Origin of the sequence: Pseudonocardia halophobica (genome assembly GCF_027922425.1) — a bacterium.
GTDB lineage: Bacteria > Actinomycetota > Actinomycetes > Mycobacteriales > Pseudonocardiaceae > Pseudonocardia > Pseudonocardia halophobica.
On record NZ_BSFQ01000065.1, the window covers coordinates 1 to 17207 of the forward strand.

At 74.0% G+C, this 17207-nt stretch carries 13 protein-coding genes and 1 pseudogene; 9 read left to right on the plus strand and 5 right to left on the minus strand.

Annotated elements, in window-relative coordinates:
- A pseudogene (locus PKE99_RS36175) lies at positions 1-261 on the minus strand (phenylacetic acid degradation bifunctional protein PaaZ); the annotation flags it as partial.
- A 107-nt stretch (positions 262-368) separates the two neighbouring features.
- On the opposite strand from PKE99_RS36175, the gene PKE99_RS36180 reads away from it, so the two are divergent.
- Both PKE99_RS36180 and PKE99_RS36185 read left to right on the plus strand, forming a co-directional pair.
- Positions 369-1196 (plus strand): enoyl-CoA hydratase/isomerase family protein, encoded by an 828-nt coding sequence (locus tag PKE99_RS36180; RefSeq protein WP_037054021.1) that lies wholly within the window; start codon positions 369-371, stop codon positions 1194-1196.
- Positions 1193-1837, plus strand: coding sequence for a TetR/AcrR family transcriptional regulator (locus PKE99_RS36185; protein ID WP_081924751.1), 645 nt, complete (start codon positions 1193-1195; stop codon positions 1835-1837). Before PKE99_RS36180 ends, PKE99_RS36185 begins: the two co-directional genes overlap by 4 nt.
- A gap of 48 nt (positions 1838-1885) precedes the next feature.
- Here PKE99_RS36185 and PKE99_RS36190 read toward each other — a convergent pair whose 3' ends face one another.
- Both PKE99_RS36190 and PKE99_RS36195 read right to left on the minus strand, forming a co-directional pair.
- Positions 1886-3346, minus strand: coding sequence for an aminotransferase class I/II-fold pyridoxal phosphate-dependent enzyme (locus PKE99_RS36190; RefSeq protein WP_037054025.1), 1461 nt, complete (start codon positions 3344-3346; stop codon positions 1886-1888).
- 71 nt (positions 3347-3417) lie between these two features.
- Positions 3418-3981, minus strand: coding sequence for a hypothetical protein (locus tag PKE99_RS36195; protein ID WP_156068090.1), 564 nt, complete (start codon positions 3979-3981; stop codon positions 3418-3420).
- Between the two features lie 292 nt (positions 3982-4273).
- Here PKE99_RS36195 and sbnA point away from each other — a divergent pair, with 292 nt between their 5' ends.
- The 7 genes from sbnA to PKE99_RS36230 are packed head-to-tail and all read left to right on the plus strand — an operon-like array spanning position 4274 to position 16615.
- Positions 4274-5251, plus strand: a complete 978-nt coding sequence (gene sbnA / locus PKE99_RS36200; protein WP_037054031.1) for a 2,3-diaminopropionate biosynthesis protein SbnA — start codon at positions 4274-4276, stop codon at positions 5249-5251.
- Positions 5252-5255: 4 nt separating this feature from the next.
- Positions 5256-10634, plus strand: a complete 5379-nt coding sequence (locus PKE99_RS36205; protein WP_063739906.1) for a Pls/PosA family non-ribosomal peptide synthetase — start codon at positions 5256-5258, stop codon at positions 10632-10634.
- Positions 10635-10644: 10 nt separating this feature from the next.
- Complete coding sequence (locus PKE99_RS36210; RefSeq protein WP_231498491.1) at positions 10645-13944, plus strand: non-ribosomal peptide synthetase; 3300 nt, start codon at positions 10645-10647, stop codon at positions 13942-13944.
- A gap of 38 nt (positions 13945-13982) precedes the next feature.
- The gene (locus PKE99_RS36215) at positions 13983-14975 is read left to right on the plus strand and encodes a TauD/TfdA family dioxygenase (protein ID WP_037054035.1); all 993 of its coding nucleotides are present in this window, start codon (positions 13983-13985) and stop codon (positions 14973-14975) included.
- Entirely contained in the window at positions 14972-16048 is a 1077-nt protein-coding gene (gene sbnB, locus PKE99_RS36220; protein WP_037054040.1) for a 2,3-diaminopropionate biosynthesis protein SbnB, read from the plus strand. Before PKE99_RS36215 ends, sbnB begins: the two co-directional genes overlap by 4 nt.
- Before the next feature lie 53 nt (positions 16049-16101).
- Positions 16102-16461, plus strand: coding sequence for a hypothetical protein (locus tag PKE99_RS36225; RefSeq protein WP_156068091.1), 360 nt, complete (start codon positions 16102-16104; stop codon positions 16459-16461).
- Positions 16445-16615 (plus strand): hypothetical protein, encoded by a 171-nt coding sequence (locus PKE99_RS36230; protein WP_156068092.1) that lies wholly within the window; start codon positions 16445-16447, stop codon positions 16613-16615. The genes PKE99_RS36225 and PKE99_RS36230 overlap by 17 nt, the downstream gene beginning before the upstream one ends.
- Before the next feature lie 9 nt (positions 16616-16624).
- On the opposite strand, the gene PKE99_RS36235 is transcribed toward PKE99_RS36230, so the two are convergent.
- Positions 16625-16807 (minus strand): hypothetical protein, encoded by a 183-nt coding sequence (locus tag PKE99_RS36235; RefSeq protein ID WP_037054045.1) that lies wholly within the window; start codon positions 16805-16807, stop codon positions 16625-16627.
- 65 nt (positions 16808-16872) lie between these two features.
- Positions 16873-17157: a YggT family protein gene (locus tag PKE99_RS36240; RefSeq protein WP_037054048.1), complete on the minus strand. Its 285-nt coding sequence runs from the start codon at positions 17155-17157 to the stop codon at positions 16873-16875.
- Positions 17158-17207: the final 50 nt, after the last annotated feature.

The window sequence follows — 17207 nt, forward strand, 5'->3', positions numbered from 1 at the left end:
CGCGGAGACGGCGTAGAGCTCCTCGCGGTGCTCGCGCAGGTGCTGCCCGAGCGCCTTGAGCAGCCCGGCCCGCTGATGGAAGGTCAACTCCCGCAGCCCCGGCCCACCGACCTCCCGCCCGTAGCCCAGCGCGGCGCCGAAGTCGACCCCCGCCGAGGACACCCGGGCGATCTCCTCCCCGGTCACCGCGTCGAACAACGGGCGGCCCTCATCGGTCGCGGTGTGCCAGTCACCGGAGACATAGCTGCGCAGGACCGGGATGCTCACGGGCGGTCTCCTCGTCGTCGGGAAGCCGGTGTGTCCGCCGTCGCTCACCCGGTCTCGCGGCGAACGATCGTTCGGTTGCCGGGAGACGCTAGCATGACCGCGTGCAGACGAACAGTGGTGCGGCCGAACCCGACGGGCCGGCGGTCCTCGTCACCGCGGACGACAAGGACCCGGCCGTCGCGATCGTCACGCTCAACCGCCCGGCGAAGCGCAACGCGCTCACGGTCGAGGTCAAGGAGGCGCTGCTCGAGGCGCTGGAGCGGGTGGCGGCCGACGGCGCCGTCCGTGCGGTCCTGCTGACCGGGACCGGCAAGTCGTTCTGCGTCGGCCAGGACCTCGGCGAGCACGTCGAGTCCCTGCGCGGCAACGCCGCGACCTCCTTCGACACGGTCGAGAAGCACTACAACCCGATCGTTCGGGCGATCGCGACGATGCCGAAGCCGGTCGTCTGCGCGCTCAACGGCGGCGCCGTCGGTGCCGGCCTCGGCTTCGCCCTGGCCTGCGACCTGCGCGTCGCCGCCGACACCGCCACCTTCGCCACGGCGTTCTCCGCCATCGGGCTCACCGCGGACTCCGGGCTGTCCGCCAGCCTCGTGCACTCGCTGGGTGCCGCCCGGGCCACCGAGCTGCTGCTGCTCGGCGAGTCCTTCGACGCCCAGCAGGCGCTGGCGTCGGGGCTCGTCAGGACCGTGGTGCCGGCGGAGGAGGTGCTCGGCGCCGGGCTGGAGCTGGCGCGCCGGCTCGCGGCCGGGCCCACGCTCGCCTACGCCGAGATCAAGAAGGCGGTTGCGATCGGCGCCGTCTCGTCGCTCGACACGGTCCTGGCCAACGAGGGCGAGGGGCAGGCGCGGCTCGGTGTGACCCGCGACCACCGCGAGGCCGTCGAAGCGTTCCTGGAGAAGCGCAAGCCCGCGTTCGAGGGCCGATGACCGCCGCGCCGTCCGAGCCGCCCGCCCCGCCCGCGCGCACCCGCCGCGCCCGGGGTGCGGCCGGTGCGCGCCGGCCGGTGTACGACGCGTCGTCGCTGCTCGCGGTGGCGGTGCAGGAGTTCAACGCCCGCGGCTACGACGCGACCTCGATGGAGGACCTCTCCCGGGCCGCGGGGATCACGAAGTCCTCCTTCTACCACCACGTCAGCGGCAAGGAGGAGCTGCTGCGGGCCGCGCTGAACCGTGCGCTCGACGGCCTGTTCGCCATCCTCGAGGAGCCCGCGGCGCAGGAGGGCGCGGCCCTGGACCGCCTGCGGCACATCATCTTCCGCCAGGTCGAGGTGCTCACCTCCGAGCTGCCCTACGTCACCCTGCTGCTGCGGGTGCGGGGCAACACCGAGACCGAGCGGTGGGCCCTGGCCCGGCGCCGGGCGTTCGACGCCACGATCGCCTCGCTGGTCGCCGACGCCGTGGCCGACGGCGAGGTCCGCGCCGGGGTGGAGCCCTCGCTCGCCGCCCGGCTGCTCTCGGGCACGGTCAACTCGATCATCGAGTGGTACCGGCCGGGACGGCCCGGGTCCGAGTCGCTGCCGGGCGAGGTCGTCCGGATCGTCTCCGAGGGGATCATCCCGCCCGCCTGAGGCCCTCCACGATCGGGCGAACGAACATTCGGTGCCGCGTACCGGCGCTCAGCGGGCCACGACCCGCACGGTCTCCAGCTTCGGATCCGCCGGGTCGGGCAGCACCATCCCCGCCCGCAGGCCCGTGGCGAGGTAGTCGAGGATCTCCCCGGTCACACGCTCGCCCGGCAGCAGCACCGGGATGCCCGGCGGGTACGGGGTGACCTGCTCGGCGCAGACCCGCCCCTCGGCCTCCCGCAGCGGCACGTCCTCGAAGGGCGCGAAGAAGGCGTCCCGGGGGATCATCTCGGCGTCGGTCTCGAGGGCGGACTTGCTCGGCAGGTCGACGGGCGGCGGAGTGTCGAACCCGTCGGCCGCCTTCGCCATGGCCGAGAGGGCCTCGAGCAGGGTCCCGGCCGTCTGCGCGTCGTCGGCCAGGCTCAGCTGGGCCTCGATCCGGCGGTGGTCGGACAGCCCGACGTCGACCGCGCGGTGCCCGCGCAGCCAGTCGGCGGCCTGGTAGCCGCTGATCCCGAGCTCCGACAGGTCGATCAGCACCTTCAGCTCGTCGAGCTCGTGCGAGGCCTCCGCGCCGAGGAGCTGGTCCCGCAGCGGGGTCAGCCCGGGGATCGCGTCGACCTGCCGGCGGACGTCGGCGGCCAGGTCGAGCGCCCGGCCGAGCAGCTCGTGGCCGTGCTCCACCATCTGCCGCCGCCAGCCGTCCATCCCGGCCCACAGCAGGACGTTGGGGCTGGTCGTCGAGAGCATGTCGGCGCAGGCGGCCAGGAACGTCGGGTCGATCAGGTCGCCCTGCTGGTGGAACACCGAGCCCTGCTCCAGCCCGGCGCCCATCTTGTGGATGCTGACCACGCAGAGGTCCGCGCCCGCGTCCATCGCCCAGGTCGGCAGCCGCTCGTGGAAGGGCAGGTGCGCGCCCCAGGCCTCGTCGACGAGCAGCGGCAGCCCACGCGCGTGGCACAGCTCGGCGATGGCGGAGATGTCCGCGCAGGTGCCGTAGGGCGTCGGGCTCGTGATCAGCACTCCGGCGACGTCGGAGTCCCGCTCGAGGGCCCGTTCGACGTCGGCGGGCGAGGGCGGGTGGGCGAGGTGCTGGTCGCGGTCGTAGCGGGGGGACACCCACACCGGCTGCAGGCCCGAGAGCACAAGCCCGGAGATCACGGACTTGTGGGCGTCCCGGCCCACGAGCAGCCGCCCGTGCCGGCCGGCCACGGCGAGCATCGCGCTCTTCACCGACAACGAGCTGCCGCAGGTGGAGAAGAAGGCGTTCTCGGCGCCGACGGCGTCGGCCATGAGCTCCTGGGCCCGGGCGATGATCCCGGAGGACGAGGCCCGGTCGTCGAGCCCGCTCGAGGCGAGGACGTCGGCGCGGAAGACGTCCTCGCCCAGGACCGCCCGCACCCGCGGATCGGCGCCGCGGCCCTGCTTGTGGCCGGGCGGGGTGAACGGGGTGTGGTGCTCGCGGTGGTAGGCCTCGAGGGCGTCCAGCACCGGTGCCTGCGTGTGGTCCACGGGCGTCGACCCTCCGTCCTGTCGTGCGGGCGTCAGGTCCTACCCGGACACGACGGGGGCGAAACGGGGGCTCAGGGCAGGCCCGCCACCCAGTCGGCCAGCCGCGCCACGTTCTCGGCGTTGCGGCCCTGGTCGACGAGGGTGAACGGGACCAGCGGGCGGCTGCGCAGCACGACCCGGGCCGCCGGGCCCTGGGGGTGCACCTCGACCTCGACCCGCTCGCCCCAGCTGCGCCAGGTCACGCCGGTCCGCAGCAGGGCGCGGTCGGCGTCGACGGCCGTGAGCCGGCCGCCGGGCAGGAGCGCGGCGGCCTCGCGCACACGGGCCAGCACCTCCGGCCCGGACACCGCGGCACGCACGGTGCGCTGCGCGACCACCCCGGCCACCCCGGTCCGGCGCGCCGCCCGGTCCTGGAGGTGACCGAGGACCAGGGCCATGATCAGCCCGAACAGCGCCCCGGCCACGATCGACGCCACCGCCAGGATCGCGTAGCCGGCGGGTCCGGCGTCGGCGCCCGGGCCGCCCTGCAGCGCCACGAGAACGCCCCAGAACAGGCCGAAGGGCACTCCGGTGGCCAGGCCCAGCTGCATGCGGCTCGGCGGCTCCGGTGCTCCTGCGACGTTCCCTCCGGACACGGTGTCCTCCCCCGACGGGCCCGCTCCGGCGGGCGCTGGTGATGCACCCGCTGCGGCGGGCTGCCGAGAAGGGTCGGGGTCCGGGGCCCGCGCGGCGAGGGAGGGGGCCCCCGGAGGACCGGGGGTAAACCCCCGGTGGGGTCAGGGGGATCACTCCGTCACCTCGGGTATCTGCCCCAATGTCCCAGGGCTCTCCCCAGAGCATTCTCGTTCCCGTCGAACCGCACCAACGGCGGCCGACGAACCGGGGGAACGCAGCAGCACCGAGGCTGCTCGATGGGGGGAGACAGCAATGCCGATCGTGACCGGTCCGCAGGAATTCACCGAGGAGCGACTGTTCGTCGACCTCCGCTCGATCGTCGGACACGAGCTGTACCTGAAGTGCGAGGGCTTCAACTTCGCCGGCTCCGTGAAGCTCAAGGCCGCCGCCTCCATGGTCGAGGCCGCCGAGCGCGCGGGGGAGATCGGGCCCGGCTCGACGCTCGTCGAGTCCTCGTCCGGCAACCTGGGCGTGGCGCTGAGCATCATCGCCGCCAACAAGGGCTACCGCTTCATCTGCGTCACCGACATCCGCTGCAACGCCGCCACCATCCAGCTGATGGAGGCCATGGGCACGGACGTCCGCGTGATCCGCGAGGCCGGCCCCGAGGGCTACCTCGGTGCGCGCCAGGCGTACGTGCGGGCCGTCCTCGCGGCCGACCCGCGCGCCCACTGCCTGAACCAGTACAGCAACCCGAACAGCTGGAAGGCGCACTTCCGCACCACCGCGCCGGCCATCGCCGAGGAGTTCCCGCAGCTCGACGTGCTGTTCGTCGGCGCCGGCACCACCGGCACGCTGATGGGCTGCGCCCGCTGGTTCCGCCAGTACCGCCCGGACGTGCACATCGTGGCCGTCGACGCCGTCGGCTCGGTGACCTTCGGGCAGCCCTCCGGGCGCCGGCTGATCCCCGGCCTGGGCACCAGCGTCGTGCCGGAGATCTTCGACCGGTCCTACATCGACGACGTGGTGTTCGTCGAGGAGGCCGACGCGGTCGCCATGTGTCACCGGATCGCGAGAAAGGGCTTTCTCTTCGGCGGATCTACGGGCACGGTGGTCAGCGGCGCGAAGGCCTGGCTGGACCAGAACTCGGCCGGGCACCTCACGTCGGTAACGCTCGCCCCCGATCTGGGCGAACGCTACTTGGAGACGCTGTACCGAACCGAGTGGGTCCGGGACAACTTCGGCGAGGACGTGCTCGTCGAGCCGGCCGACGAGAGCCTGGTGGCCTGAGAAGATGGCACTGCTGCCGCCCACCCCGGGGCACGCCCCGGCGGAGGCCCCCGCGGGCCCGCCCGCCCCGCTCTCGGAGCTGGTCCTCGTCGACCGGCACGAGGCGCAGGGCTGGCGGGTCCGTCGCCACGAGCGCCTGGACTCGGTGTTCGAGGAACGGTGCGACTGGATCCGGGAGTACGGCCGCGCCGGCCAGCTCGCCGTCGACGGCCCCGGGGCCTCGCTGACCTACGACGAGCTCGACGCCCGCGCCAACCGTCTCGCCCGCTACCTGCGCCTGCACGGCGCCCGCCCCGGCGACCGGGTCGCCCTGCTGTTCGACGTCCGGGTCGAGACCTACGTCGCCCTCCTCGCGGTCCTCAAGATCGGCGCGACCTGCGTGCCGCTGGACCCCGACGCCCCGACCGAGCGGCTCGGCTTCCTCGTGGCCGACGCCGAGGTCCGGCTCGTGCTCACCCGCTCGCACCTGCGCGGACGGGTCGCCGTCGTCGGGTCGCTGCCCGCGGGCGCCGAGATCCTGGCCGTCGACGACGCCGCCGCCCTGATCGCCGAGATGAGCCCGCAGCGGCTGCAGCCCGCCGAGCGCGGCGAACCCGTCGACCGGCCCGCGTACGTCGTGCACGTACCCGGCCCCGCCGGCTGGTCCGAGCGCGTGGAGATCGACCACCGCAGCATGTGCAACGCCGTCCGGGTCTCGTCCGAGACCTTCGGTGTCCGCGGGCACCGCCTCTACCAGGGCCGGGCCCTGTTCTCCGGAGGCGGCATCGAGGAGGTCTGGATGGCCTGGGCGGCCGGCGCCACGCTGGTGCCCGCACCCGACGGCCCGCGCCTCGTCGGCGATGTCCTGCACGCCGTCCTGGCGGAGCGCCGGGTCACCGCGCTGTGCACCACCCCGGCCGTGCTGGCCACGCTGGAGGCGGACCTGCCCCAGCTGCGGTTCCTGCTGGTCTCGGGGGAGGCCTGCCCCCAGAGCCTGGTCGCGCGCTGGCACCGGCCGGCCCGCCGGTTCCTCGTCGCGTACGTGCCGCCGGGCGCGACCGTGGCGGCGACCTGGACGGACGCGCACCCCGACAAGCCGATGACGATCGGCGTGCCGCTGCCGACCTTCGCGACCGTCGTCCTCGACCCCGAGGAGCCGGCGCGGGCGTTGCGGCACGGCGAGACCGGCGAGATCGGCGTGGCCGGGCTCGGCCTCGCCTGCGGCTTCCCCGACCCCGCGGGCGACGCCTTCGTCGATGACTTCCTCGGCATCCCCGGCAACCCGTCGGGGCGGATCTACCGGACCGGCGACCTCGGCCGCGTCGACGACGCCGGCGAGATCGAGTACCGCGGCCGCCGGGCGCTGCAGGTGCTGGTGCACGGCGAGCGCGTCGACCTCACCGCGATCGAGTCGGTGATGCTGGCGGTGCCCGGGGTGGCGTCGGCGGCGGTCGCGCCGCACGAGCCCGAGCCCGGCGCCACCGAGCTGGTCGGCTTCTACACGCTGCGCGCCGACAGCCCGGCGGTCACGGAGCGGGAGATCGGGTCGTGGCTGCGCGAGCGGCTGGCGACGGACCACGTGCCGGCCCGCCTGGAGCGGCTGGACTCGCTGCCGCTGACCGCCGACGGACGGGTGGACCGCGAGGCCCTGCCGCTCAACGGGGGCGAGATGACGCGGCTGCGCGCCGAGAACGCGCGGCTGCACGAGCAGCTGGAGCAGCTGCGGCCGCCGGTGACGCCGGTCGACGCCGCGCCTCCCGTCCCGCCCGCGCCTCCCGTCCCGCCGCCCTCTGCCCCGGCGGTGCTTCCCGCGCCGGCCGTGTCTCCTGCGCCTCCTGCCCCGCCTGCGTCGGGGAACCTCACGTTCGACCAGATCATCGGGTCGACCTCTCCGGCTCCGGCGTCGCCGGCGGCTCCCGCTCCGGCGCCTCGGCCCGAGCCGCAGCCGGGCGTCCTGACGTTCGACCAGATCATCGGCTCGACGGCGGTAGCGCCGGCTCCGCCGGCGACCCCGACCCCGACCCCGACCCCGACGCCGGCGCCTTCGCGTGAGCCGCAGCCGGACGTGCTGACGTTCGACCGGATCATCGGGTCGACCGCCGCCCCGTCCCTGGCTCCGACCCCCCTTCCTGCAGTGACCGCGCTTCCTGCAGTGACCCCGCTCCCTGCAGCGACCCCGCCTCCTGCACCGACTCCGCCCCCGGCGCCAGCCCCGGCCCAGGAGAAGCCGGCGACGAGGCGGCCCACGCCCTACCCGCGGGCGAGCGCTCCGGCGCCGGTGCGGCCCACGCCCTACCCGCGGCAGACCGGCCCGGGCCCGAGCCCCGCGCCGAACCCGATGCCGAGCCCGGCCCCGCGTCCGGCGGCGTCCGCGCCGACGCAGGCCCCGCGGCCCGCCGGCCCGGCGCCCTCGCCGTTCCCGCGCTCGACCCGACCGACGCCGTTCCCGCGGACCTCGGCTCCCCTGACGCCGACACCCTTCCCGCGGACCCCGGTCCCGGCCCGTCCCGCCCCGGCCCCGCGGCCGGTCGCGCCGCCGGCCCCGGCGCCCGTTCCGGCGCACACCTCAGCCGCCCCGGCCGCCCTGGCCCCCGCCCCGGCCGCCCCGGCGCCCGCCCCGGCCAAGGCCCCGTCCTCCGCGGGCCTCGCCTCGGCGCTGGCGAGCGTGCTGGCCGAGGTGCTGGCGGTGGAGCACGTCCCGACCGACCGCAACGTCTTCGACGACCTCGGCGCCGACTCGATGGTGATGACCCGGTTCTGCGCCCGGTTGCGCAAGCGGGCCGACCTGCCGTCGATCTCGATCAAGGACGTCTACGCTCACCCGACGATCGCCGGGCTCGCGACCGCCTTCGCGCCGTCGATGCCCGTCGCCGCCCCGGTCGTCCCCGTGGGCGCGGCCGGCGACGACGTCGTCCACGGGCTGGCCCAGGTGCTGGCCGAGGTGCTCGGCGTAGACCGCGTGCCGACGGACCGCAACGTGTTCGACGACCTGGGCGCCGACTCGATGGTGATGACCCGGTTCTGCGCCCGGTTGCGCAAGCGGGAGGACCTGCCGTCCATCTCGATCCGGGACGTCTACGCCAACCCGACGATCGCCGGAATGGCCGCCGCGGCCGCGCCGAGCGCCGTGGCCCCGGCGCCGGTGCAGGCCGCGCCCGCGCCGGTCGTCCCGGTGCGGCACAGCACGTTCGGCTACTACCTCACCGGGTTCCTGCAGCTGCTGGTGTTCGCGCTCTACGCGACCGCCGCCGGCGTCGTCATGGACCGGGCCTACAGGTGGATCTCCACGAGCACCACCGTGCTCGAGACCTACATCCGGTCGGTCGAGGCCGGGGCGGGCGCGTTCCTGGCGCTGTGCCTGCTGCCGGTCGTCGCGAAGTGGGTGCTGGTCGGGCGCTGGAAGGAGAAGGAGTTCCCGGTCTGGAGCCTGCGGTACTTCAGGTTCTGGCTCGTGAAGACACTCGTGCGCGGCAACCCGATCGCCCTGCTGATGGTCGGCTCGCCGATCTATACGCTCTACCTGCGCGCCCTCGGGGCGAAGGTCGGCAGGGACGTCGTGATCCTCACCCGGAACCTGCCGGTCTGCACCGACCTGGTGACGATCGGCTCGGGCACGGTCATCCGCAAGGACGCCCTGATGCCGGGCTACCGCGCGCACGCGGGCAAGATCCAGACCGGACGGGTCACGCTGGGCCAGGACGTCGTCGTCGGCGACAAGAGCGTGCTGGACATCGGCACCGCCATGGGCGACGGCGCGCAGCTGGGGCACGCGTCCTCGCTGCACCGCGGGCAGAGCGTCCCGGCGGGGCAGAGCTGGCACGGCTCGCCGGCCGTCCCCACGGACACCGACTTCCGCGCCGTCCCGCCCGTGCGGATCCGGGCGCTGCGCAAGGTCAGCTATGTGACGAGCCAGCTGGTCAAGCTGTTCGCGATCTACCTGCCGCTGGGCTTCGGCGGGCTCTACATCGTGGTGAACGCCGTGCCGCGGTTCAAGGAGCTGCTCCAGCCCGGCGTCCTCGGGTACACCACCTCGGCGTTCTACCTGGAGGCCCTGGCCGAGTCGGCGATCATCGTCTTCGGCGGCCTGGCCGTCGGGCTGCTGATCGTGCTCACCGTCCCGCGGCTGGTGGCCCTGTTCGTCCGGCCGGACCGCGTGTACCCGATGCACGGGTGGCGGTACTCGCTGCACCGCACCGTCACCCGGCTGACGAACGTGAAGACCTTCGTCTACCTGTTCGGGGACAGCTCGTTCATCGTCGGCTACCTGTACCTGCTGGGGTACGACCTCGGCAAGGTCGAGCAGACCGGCTCGAACTTCGGCTCGGCCATCGCCCAGGAGACGCCGTTCCTCACCTCGGTGGGCCGCGGCACCGTCGTCGCCGACGGACTGTCGGTGAACAACGCCGACTTCTCCAACACCTCGTTCCGCACCGCGCGGGTCGCCATCGGCCGCAACAGCTTCCTCGGCAACGCCATCGCCTACCCGATCGGCGGGCGCATCGGCGACGACTGCCTGCTCGCCACCAAGGTCGCGGTGCCGGTCGACGGTCCGGTCCGGCACGGGGTGGGCCTGCTCGGGTCGCCCGCCTTCGAGATCCCCCGCACCGTCCAGCGGGACCGGGTGCTGGAGATCGACATGCGGGAGCGCCGCCGCCGGCTGCGCCGCAAGAACCTGCACAACCTCGTCACCATCGGCCTCGCGCTGCTGGTGCGCTGGGGCCACGTCCTCGGCCTGCTGCTGCTGGGCCTGCTGGCGCTGGACCACTTCCAGGACTTCGGCGCGGTGGCGTTCGGGCTGGAAGTGGTGGCGAGCCTGCTGTTCACGATCGTCTGGTTCGTGCTGTGGGAGCGGCTGATCGTCGGCTTCCGCCGGCTCCGCCCGAAGTCCTGCTCGATCTACGACAAGGCCTTCTGGCGCCACGAGCGCTTCTGGAAGCTCGTGGTCCCGCCGATGGAGAAGCTGCTCGGCGGCACGCCGTACAAGAACCTCGTCGCGCGGATGCTCGGGGTCCGGGTGGGCCGCCGGGTGTTCGACGACGGCATCGGCCTCACCGAGCGCACGCTGACCGCCATCGGCGACGACTGCACGCTTAACTTCGGCACCACCATCCAGTGCCACTCGCAGGAGGACGGCGCCTTCAAGTCCGACCGCACCACGCTCGGTGCGGGCGTGACCCTCGGCCTCGGCGCCTTCGTCCACTACGGCGTCACCATCGGCGACGCCGCGGAGATCGCCCCCGACTCCTTCGTCATGAAGGGCGAGGAGATCCCGGCGGGCGCCCGTTGGGGCGGCAACCCGGCCCACGAGCTGGCCGACCCGCCCGCGCCGGTCCCGCCCGCCCTCCCGTCCCCGACCGACCGGGGCGCGTCCGACTGGACCGCCGCCCTGCTCACGGCCCGCTAGGAGCCCCCCGATGACCACGCCGTCCGGCCCGTTCACCCCGTTCACCCCGACGACGCCCGTCCTGACCCCGGAGAGCCTGATGACCTCGCCGACCGCCGCCCCGACCTGCGCCCCCGGCAGCGCGGCCCGCGTCTGGTGGACCGCCGCGCTCACGGCGGGCGGGCACACCACGGTCCCGCGCTGGACCCTCGAGCCGCGCCCGGGCGTCGCGCTCGTGGAGGTGGCGTTGCCCGGTCCGGTGACCGAGGCCGCGCTGGTCGCCGCCCACGCCACGGTGCTGGCCGCGGTGTCCGGCGAGCCCGAGACCGTCGCCGGGCTGGTGACGCCGGCCGGGCCGCTGCCGTTGCGCCTGCCCGTGGTGCCCGGCCCGTGGCGCACCCTGGTCGAGGCCGCCGGGCGGACCGCCGCCGAGCTGCACACCCACCAGGACTTCCCGGTCGACGGGCTGCGCGCCGAGCTCGGCGTGTCCGGTCCGGTGTTCGAGACCGTCGTCGACCCCGCCGGGCCGGCGCCGGAGCCCACGGGGGAGGTCGTGCTCACCGTCGGCGTCCGCGACGGGCACCTGCAGCTGCGGCACCGCACGGACGTCCTCGACGCCGCCGCCGGGTCCCGGATCGGGGGCTACCACCTCGCCGCGCTCGCGCAGCTCACCGCCGATCCCGACGCCGACCACACGGCGTCGACGCTGCTCTCCGACGAGGAGCGCGCCTTCCAGCTGGAGGGCCTCGCCGGGCCGACCCGACCGCTGCCCGACCGGCGCTTCCACGAGCTGGTCGAGGAGCGCGTCCGCCGGCACCCCGACGCCGTCGCCGCCGTTCAGGGCGACGTCCGCTGGACCTACGCCGAGCTGAACGACCGCGCCAACCGTCTCGCCCGCGCGCTGCGTGCCCGTGGGCTGGAGCGCGAGGGCGTCGTGGGCGTGGTGATGGAGCGCAACCTCGACTGGATGGCCGCCGTGCTCGCCGTGTTCAAGGCGGGCGGGGTGTACCTGCCGATCGAGCCGCACTTCCCCGCCGAACGCATCCGCAAGACGCTGACCCGCGGCGACGCGGTCCTGGTCGTCACCGAGCCGGGCAGCACGGAGACCCTCGACCGCGCCCTCGACGCGCTGCCCGAGGTCCGCGTGCTCACCCCGGCCACCGCGCTCGCGGAGGAGCCCGACGGCTCCGACCTCGGCATCGAGGTCGGCCCCGACCAGGCCGCGTACGTCTACTTCACCTCCGGCTCCACCGGCGAGCCCAAGGGCGCGATGTGCGAGCACGCCGGGATGCTCAACCACCTGCTCGCCAAGATCGAGGACCTGGAGATCGCCGAGGGCGCGGTCGTCGCCGAGATCGCCCCGCAGTGCTTCGACATCTCGCTCTGGCAGCTGGTGTCGGCGCTGCTGGTCGGCGGCCGGACCGTCGTGGTGGACCAGGACTCGATCCTCGACGTCGAGCGGTTCGTGGACACCGTCGTCGGCGAGCGGGTCGCGGTCATGCAGGTCGTGCCGTCCTACCTCGAGGTGGTGCTGTCCTACCTGGAGCGCACCGGCCGCGCGCTGCCCGACCTGCGGTGTGTCTCGGCGACCGGCGAGGCCCTGAAGACCGAGCTGGCCCAGCGCTTCTTCGGGCAGGTGCAGGGTGTGTCGCTGGTCAACGCCTACGGCCTGACCGAGACCTCCGACGACACCAACCACGAGGTCATGCGGTCCGCTCCGGCCAAGGTCCTGCTCGGCCCGGCGGTGCGCAACGTGCGGGTGTACGTGACCGACGAGAACCTCGAGCCGGTCCCGCTCGGCGCGCCCGGTCTGATCTGCTTCGCCGGCGTCTGCGTGGGCCGCGGGTACGTCAACGACCCGGAGCGCACGCGCGCGGTCTACCTGACCGACCCGCACGTGCCGGGGGAGCGGCTCTACCGCGGCGGCGACTACGGCCGCTGGACGCCCGAGGGCAAGCTCGAGTTCCTCGGCCGCCGGGACAGCCAGGTCAAGATCCGGGGTTTCCGCATCGAGATCGGCGAGATCGAGAACGCGCTGCTGGGCATCCCCGGGGTGCGCGACGGTGCCGTCGTCGTGGCCGAGCGGCCGGGCGCGGGTGCGCAGCTGGTCGCCTTCTACGCCGCCGCCGAGGACCTGCCCGTCGACCTGCTGCGGGACGGACTGGCCCGGACGCTGCCGGTGTACATGGTTCCCGCGGCCTTCCACCGCCGGGAGCCGTTGCCGCTCACCGCCAACGGCAAGATCGACAAGAAGGCGCTGACCGCGCTCGCCGCCGAGCTGGGCCAGGAGCCCGCCGCGGCCGCCGACCACGAGGCTCCGGCGACCCCCGCCGAGCAGCGGCTGGCCGCCGCGTTCGCCCAGATCCTCGGGGTGCCGGAGGCGGAGATCAGCCGGCACGACCACTTCTTCGACCGCGGCGGCTCGTCGCTGTCCGCGGTGAAGCTCGCGGTCGCGCTGGACCGGGCGGTGTCGCTCAAGGACATCACCCGCAACCCGGTGCTCGCCGACCTCGCCACCCTGCTCGACGCACCCGCCCAGCCGGCCGACCCGGCCGTCGCCGCCGCCCCGGCGGAGCTGCTGCAGCCGCTGGTCACCGGGGCCGACCCGGGCCGGGCGCTGATCTGCTTCCCGCCGGCCGGTGGCAACGCCGTCAACTTCCGGCCGGTGGCCACCGAGCTCGGCGCGCTGTCCGGCCTCACCGTGTACGGCGTCGAGCCGCCCGGCCACGACCCGTCCACCACGGAGAAGTTCGTGCCGCTCGGCGAGATCGTCGACCGCGTCGTCGCCGAGATCGCCACGAAGAACCTCACCCGCGTGCTCCTGTGGGGGCACTCCTCGGGCACGGCGTACGCCGTCGCCGCGGCCCGGGCGCTGGACGAGCGGGGCGTGCGGGTCGAGCTGGTCGTCCTGTCCTCGCAGCAGCTCGGCGACCCGATGACCCGGCGGAACGGGATCGTCGAGCTGTCCGGCCGGTCGGACGCCGCGCTGGTCGACCGGCTGCGCGAGACCGGCCTGTACCCGGAGCTGGCCCAGCTCGACCCGGAGGGGGCCCAGCGGGTCGCGGCGGCGTACCGCCACGACTGCATCGAGGCGCACCGCTACCTGGCCGACGCCGCCACGTCCGGGATCAAGGTCACCCCGCCCGTCGCGGTGGTCCGGGCCGCGGACGACCCGAGCACGGCGGACGAGTCCCGGCGCCGGGACTGGGAGCTCCTGGCGGGGGAGGTGCAGACCCGAGAGCTGGACGGGGGCGGGCACCACTTCCTCCGGAGCCGGCCCCACGACGCGGCGGTCGTCGTACTCGACGCGGTCCGCGCCGCCTCTTCCTGACCGGACCCACGAGTCGCACACCCTCGGAAGGACAAGACATGACCCAGCCCGCACCCGCACTGGACCTCACCCAGCGACCCGGTGGGCCCGTCGTCCTCACCACCACCGCGCCGCAGGGGCCCGCCGCGTGGGCCGCCCAGAACCGGGACACCGTCCGAAACCTGGTGACGCAGTACGGGCACCTGTTCGTGCGCGGCCTCGGCCTGCAGGACTGGGCGGCCACCGCGGCCGTCTTCCGCGGGCTCACGAACACCCTGCTCGGCGAGCGCGAGGCCTTCGCCCCGCGCCAGCACTTCGGCGACGGCGTGCACTCGTCGACCTCGTGGCCCGCCAACCAGCAGATGTGCATGCACCACGAGCTGAGCTACACGCTCGAGTTCCCGGGCCTGATGCTGTTCGCCTGCCTCAACCCGCCCGCGTCCGGCGGCGCCACCACGGTCTCCGACGCCTCCGCGGTGCTCGAGGCGCTGCCCGCCGACCTCGTCGCCCGCTTCGAGCGCGAGGGCTGGATGCTCACCCGCACGTACAACGACGAGATCGGCGCCTCGTGGCCGGACGCCTTCGGCACGGACGACCGCGGCGCCGTCGAGGCCTACTGCCGCGGCAACGCGATCGACTTCGAGTGGACCGCCGACGGCGGCCTCAAGACCCGGCAGCGCCGGCTCGCCGTCGTCAGGCACCCGGTCAGCGGCGCGCGGTGCTGGTTCAACCAGATCGCCTTCCTCAACGAGTTCACGCTCGACCCGGACGTCCGCGAGTTCCTCGTCGACACCTACGGCCCCGACGGCCTGCCGTTCACCACGAGGTTCGGCAACGGCGACCCGATCGGCCCCGAGGTCATCGCGCTGATCAACGACGTCTACACCGCCCACACGCTGCGCGAGCCGTGGCAGGCCGGTGACCTGCTGCTCGTCGACAACGTCCGCTGCGCGCACAGCCGGGAGCCCTACCAGGGCGACCGGCAGGTGCTCGTCGGGCTGGCCGACTCGGTCAAGCTCGCCGACTGCGCCCCGCAGGGCGGTGCCCGGTGACGGCCGTCGACCCCGCCGCAGATCGCACGGCAGAGCCCTCGGGCACCGGGCTCACGGTGCCGCCGTTCGCGGTCGTCTCCGGATCGCAGGTCCAGGGGGCGCTGGCGGGACGGGAGCGCGAGATCACCGACCTGGTCGAGGCCACCTACCGGCTGCACGGGGCGGGGGACACGGTGAACCCGCCGTCGTACTTCCTGCGGTTCCCGGACCGGCCGACCTCACGGATCATCGCGCTGCCGGCCTCGCTCGGCGGGCAGACCCCGGTCGACGGGCTGAAATGGATCTCCAGCTTCCCCGGCAACGTCCAGGCCGGGATCCCGCGCGCCTCCGCCGTGCTGATCCTCAACGACCACGACACCGGCTACCCCTTCGCCTGCATGGAGAGCTCGATCATCAGCGCCACCCGCACCGCCTCCTCGGCGGCGCTCGCGGCGGACCGGCTGAGCGAGGGGCGCAAGCGGCCGACCCGCGTCGGGTTCTTCGGCACGGGCCTGATCGCGCGGTACATCCAGACCTTCCTCGCCGGGACCGGCTGGGAGTTCGAGGAGATCGGCGTGTTCGACCTGTCGGCGGACAGCGCCGCCGGCTTCCGCGGGCACCTCGAACGCACGGGCACGCCGGGCCGGGTCACGCTGTACGACACCCCCGAGGAGCTGATCCGGGGCAGCGACCTGGTGGTCTTCGCGACGATCGCCGGCACCCCGCACGTCACGGACGTCTCGTGGTTCGACCACGGGCCGCTGGTCCTGCACGTCTCGCTGCGCGACCTCGCGCCGGAGATCCTGCTGGAGGCGACCAACTACGTCGACGACGTCGAGCACTGCCTCAAGGCGGACACGTCGCCGCACCTGGTGGAGCAGCGGCTCGGGCACCGGGACTTCCTGGCCGGGACGCTCGACGACGTCCTGTCCGGGCGCGCGTCGGTGCCGGCCGAGGGCACGGTGATCTTCTCGCCGTTCGGGCTGGGCGTGCTCGACCTGGCCGTCGGGAAGTACGTGTACGACCAGATCGTGCGGGCGGGGGAGCTGCAGGTCGTCGACGGGTTCTTCCACGAGTTGAAGCGACACGGGTAGCCCCGGCGGTTCGGGGGCAATTTCGTCGGTGGTGCCCGCTAGCGTCCGCGTCGATGGCTGCGACGTGGATGAGCTTCCTGGGCGCGCTCCTCGGCGCGCTGCTCGGCGCCGCGGCGAACCTGCTGGTCGGCGAGGGCAAGCGGCGCCGTGAGGAGGACACGGCGCTGCTCGGCTGGTGCAGTCAGGTCTACGACTGGGTCGTCGAGGGGAAGGTCGCGCCCGAGGCCGCCCGCCACATGCTGGAGGAGCGGCGGATCACGGGGCACTGGTACGCCTTCAACCGGCGGTACGCGAAGCGGGTCGACGCTATCCTGGACGAGCTCGACCGGGCCTTCGCGCCGCCGGAACCACCGGGTGCGGCCCGCGAGAGGTTCGTGCTCGACACGGAGGACGACGATGAGCGACCAGGCTGACGAGCCCGTGGTCACCGAGGTGACCGCGCGCCAGGTCCGGGCGGCCCGCTTCCGGGTCGTGCGGGACTCCGTGCAGGGCCGGGTCACCCCCGAACGCATCCGCCGGCTCGCCCGCGTGCTGCTGCCGGGGGAGGACTCGCCGCGGACCGGCTGAGGCCCGGGATCACCCCTCGCCGTCGGCGTCCGCCACGTCCGGGCTGTCGCCGCGGGGATCCTGCGTGCCCCCGTCCGGCCGGTCCTCCGCCGGCGCCGTCATCGTCGGCTCGGCGTCCTGGTCCACGGGGTCGTCGGGCAGCGCCGGCTCGTCCTCGGCCCTGCTGCGCTCGGGGTTCTGGGGGTCGGTCATGGCCCCCGCCTACCCGGGTGGGGGTGGGGTATGCGGGGCTGGGGTATGCGGGGCGCCCGGCGCGATCAGAACGGGATGAGCGGGACGATCGCGGTGCGGAGGATCAGCACGCCGACGAAGACGATGATGAAGGCCAGGTCGAGGCTGATCCCGCCGAGGTTCACCGGCCTGACCACGCGGCGGACCGGCGCGATCACGGGCTCGGTGATGCCGTGGGTCACGCGGCGGGCCTGGTAGAGGGCGGAGCCGCCGCTGCCGGGGGAGAGCACCCCGATCCAGTCGACGACCACCCGCGCGAGCAGGACCAGCTGGAACAGCACCAGCAGCAGCCCGAGGAGGGAGGCGATCACGGAGGTCTCCTTTCCATTTCCTCTCCGAGTGTCCCGATCCCAGGTGAGAG

Coding starts and splice junctions, on each gene's coding strand:
- sbnA (WP_037054031.1), top strand. CDS start 4,274: ATGCCGATCGTGACCGGTCCGCAGGAATTCACCGAGGAGCGACTGTTC.
- PKE99_RS36235 (WP_037054045.1), bottom strand. CDS start 16,807: ATGACCGACCCCCAGAACCCCGAGCGCAGCAGGGCCGAGGACGAGCCG.
- PKE99_RS36225 (WP_156068091.1), top strand. CDS start 16,102: ATGGCTGCGACGTGGATGAGCTTCCTGGGCGCGCTCCTCGGCGCGCTG.
- PKE99_RS36230 (WP_156068092.1), top strand. CDS start 16,445: ATGAGCGACCAGGCTGACGAGCCCGTGGTCACCGAGGTGACCGCGCGC.
- PKE99_RS36185 (WP_081924751.1), top strand. CDS start 1,193: ATGACCGCCGCGCCGTCCGAGCCGCCCGCCCCGCCCGCGCGCACCCGC.
- PKE99_RS36215 (WP_037054035.1), top strand. CDS start 13,983: ATGACCCAGCCCGCACCCGCACTGGACCTCACCCAGCGACCCGGTGGG.
- PKE99_RS36205 (WP_063739906.1), top strand. CDS start 5,256: ATGGCACTGCTGCCGCCCACCCCGGGGCACGCCCCGGCGGAGGCCCCC.
- PKE99_RS36210 (WP_231498491.1), top strand. CDS start 10,645: ATGACCACGCCGTCCGGCCCGTTCACCCCGTTCACCCCGACGACGCCC.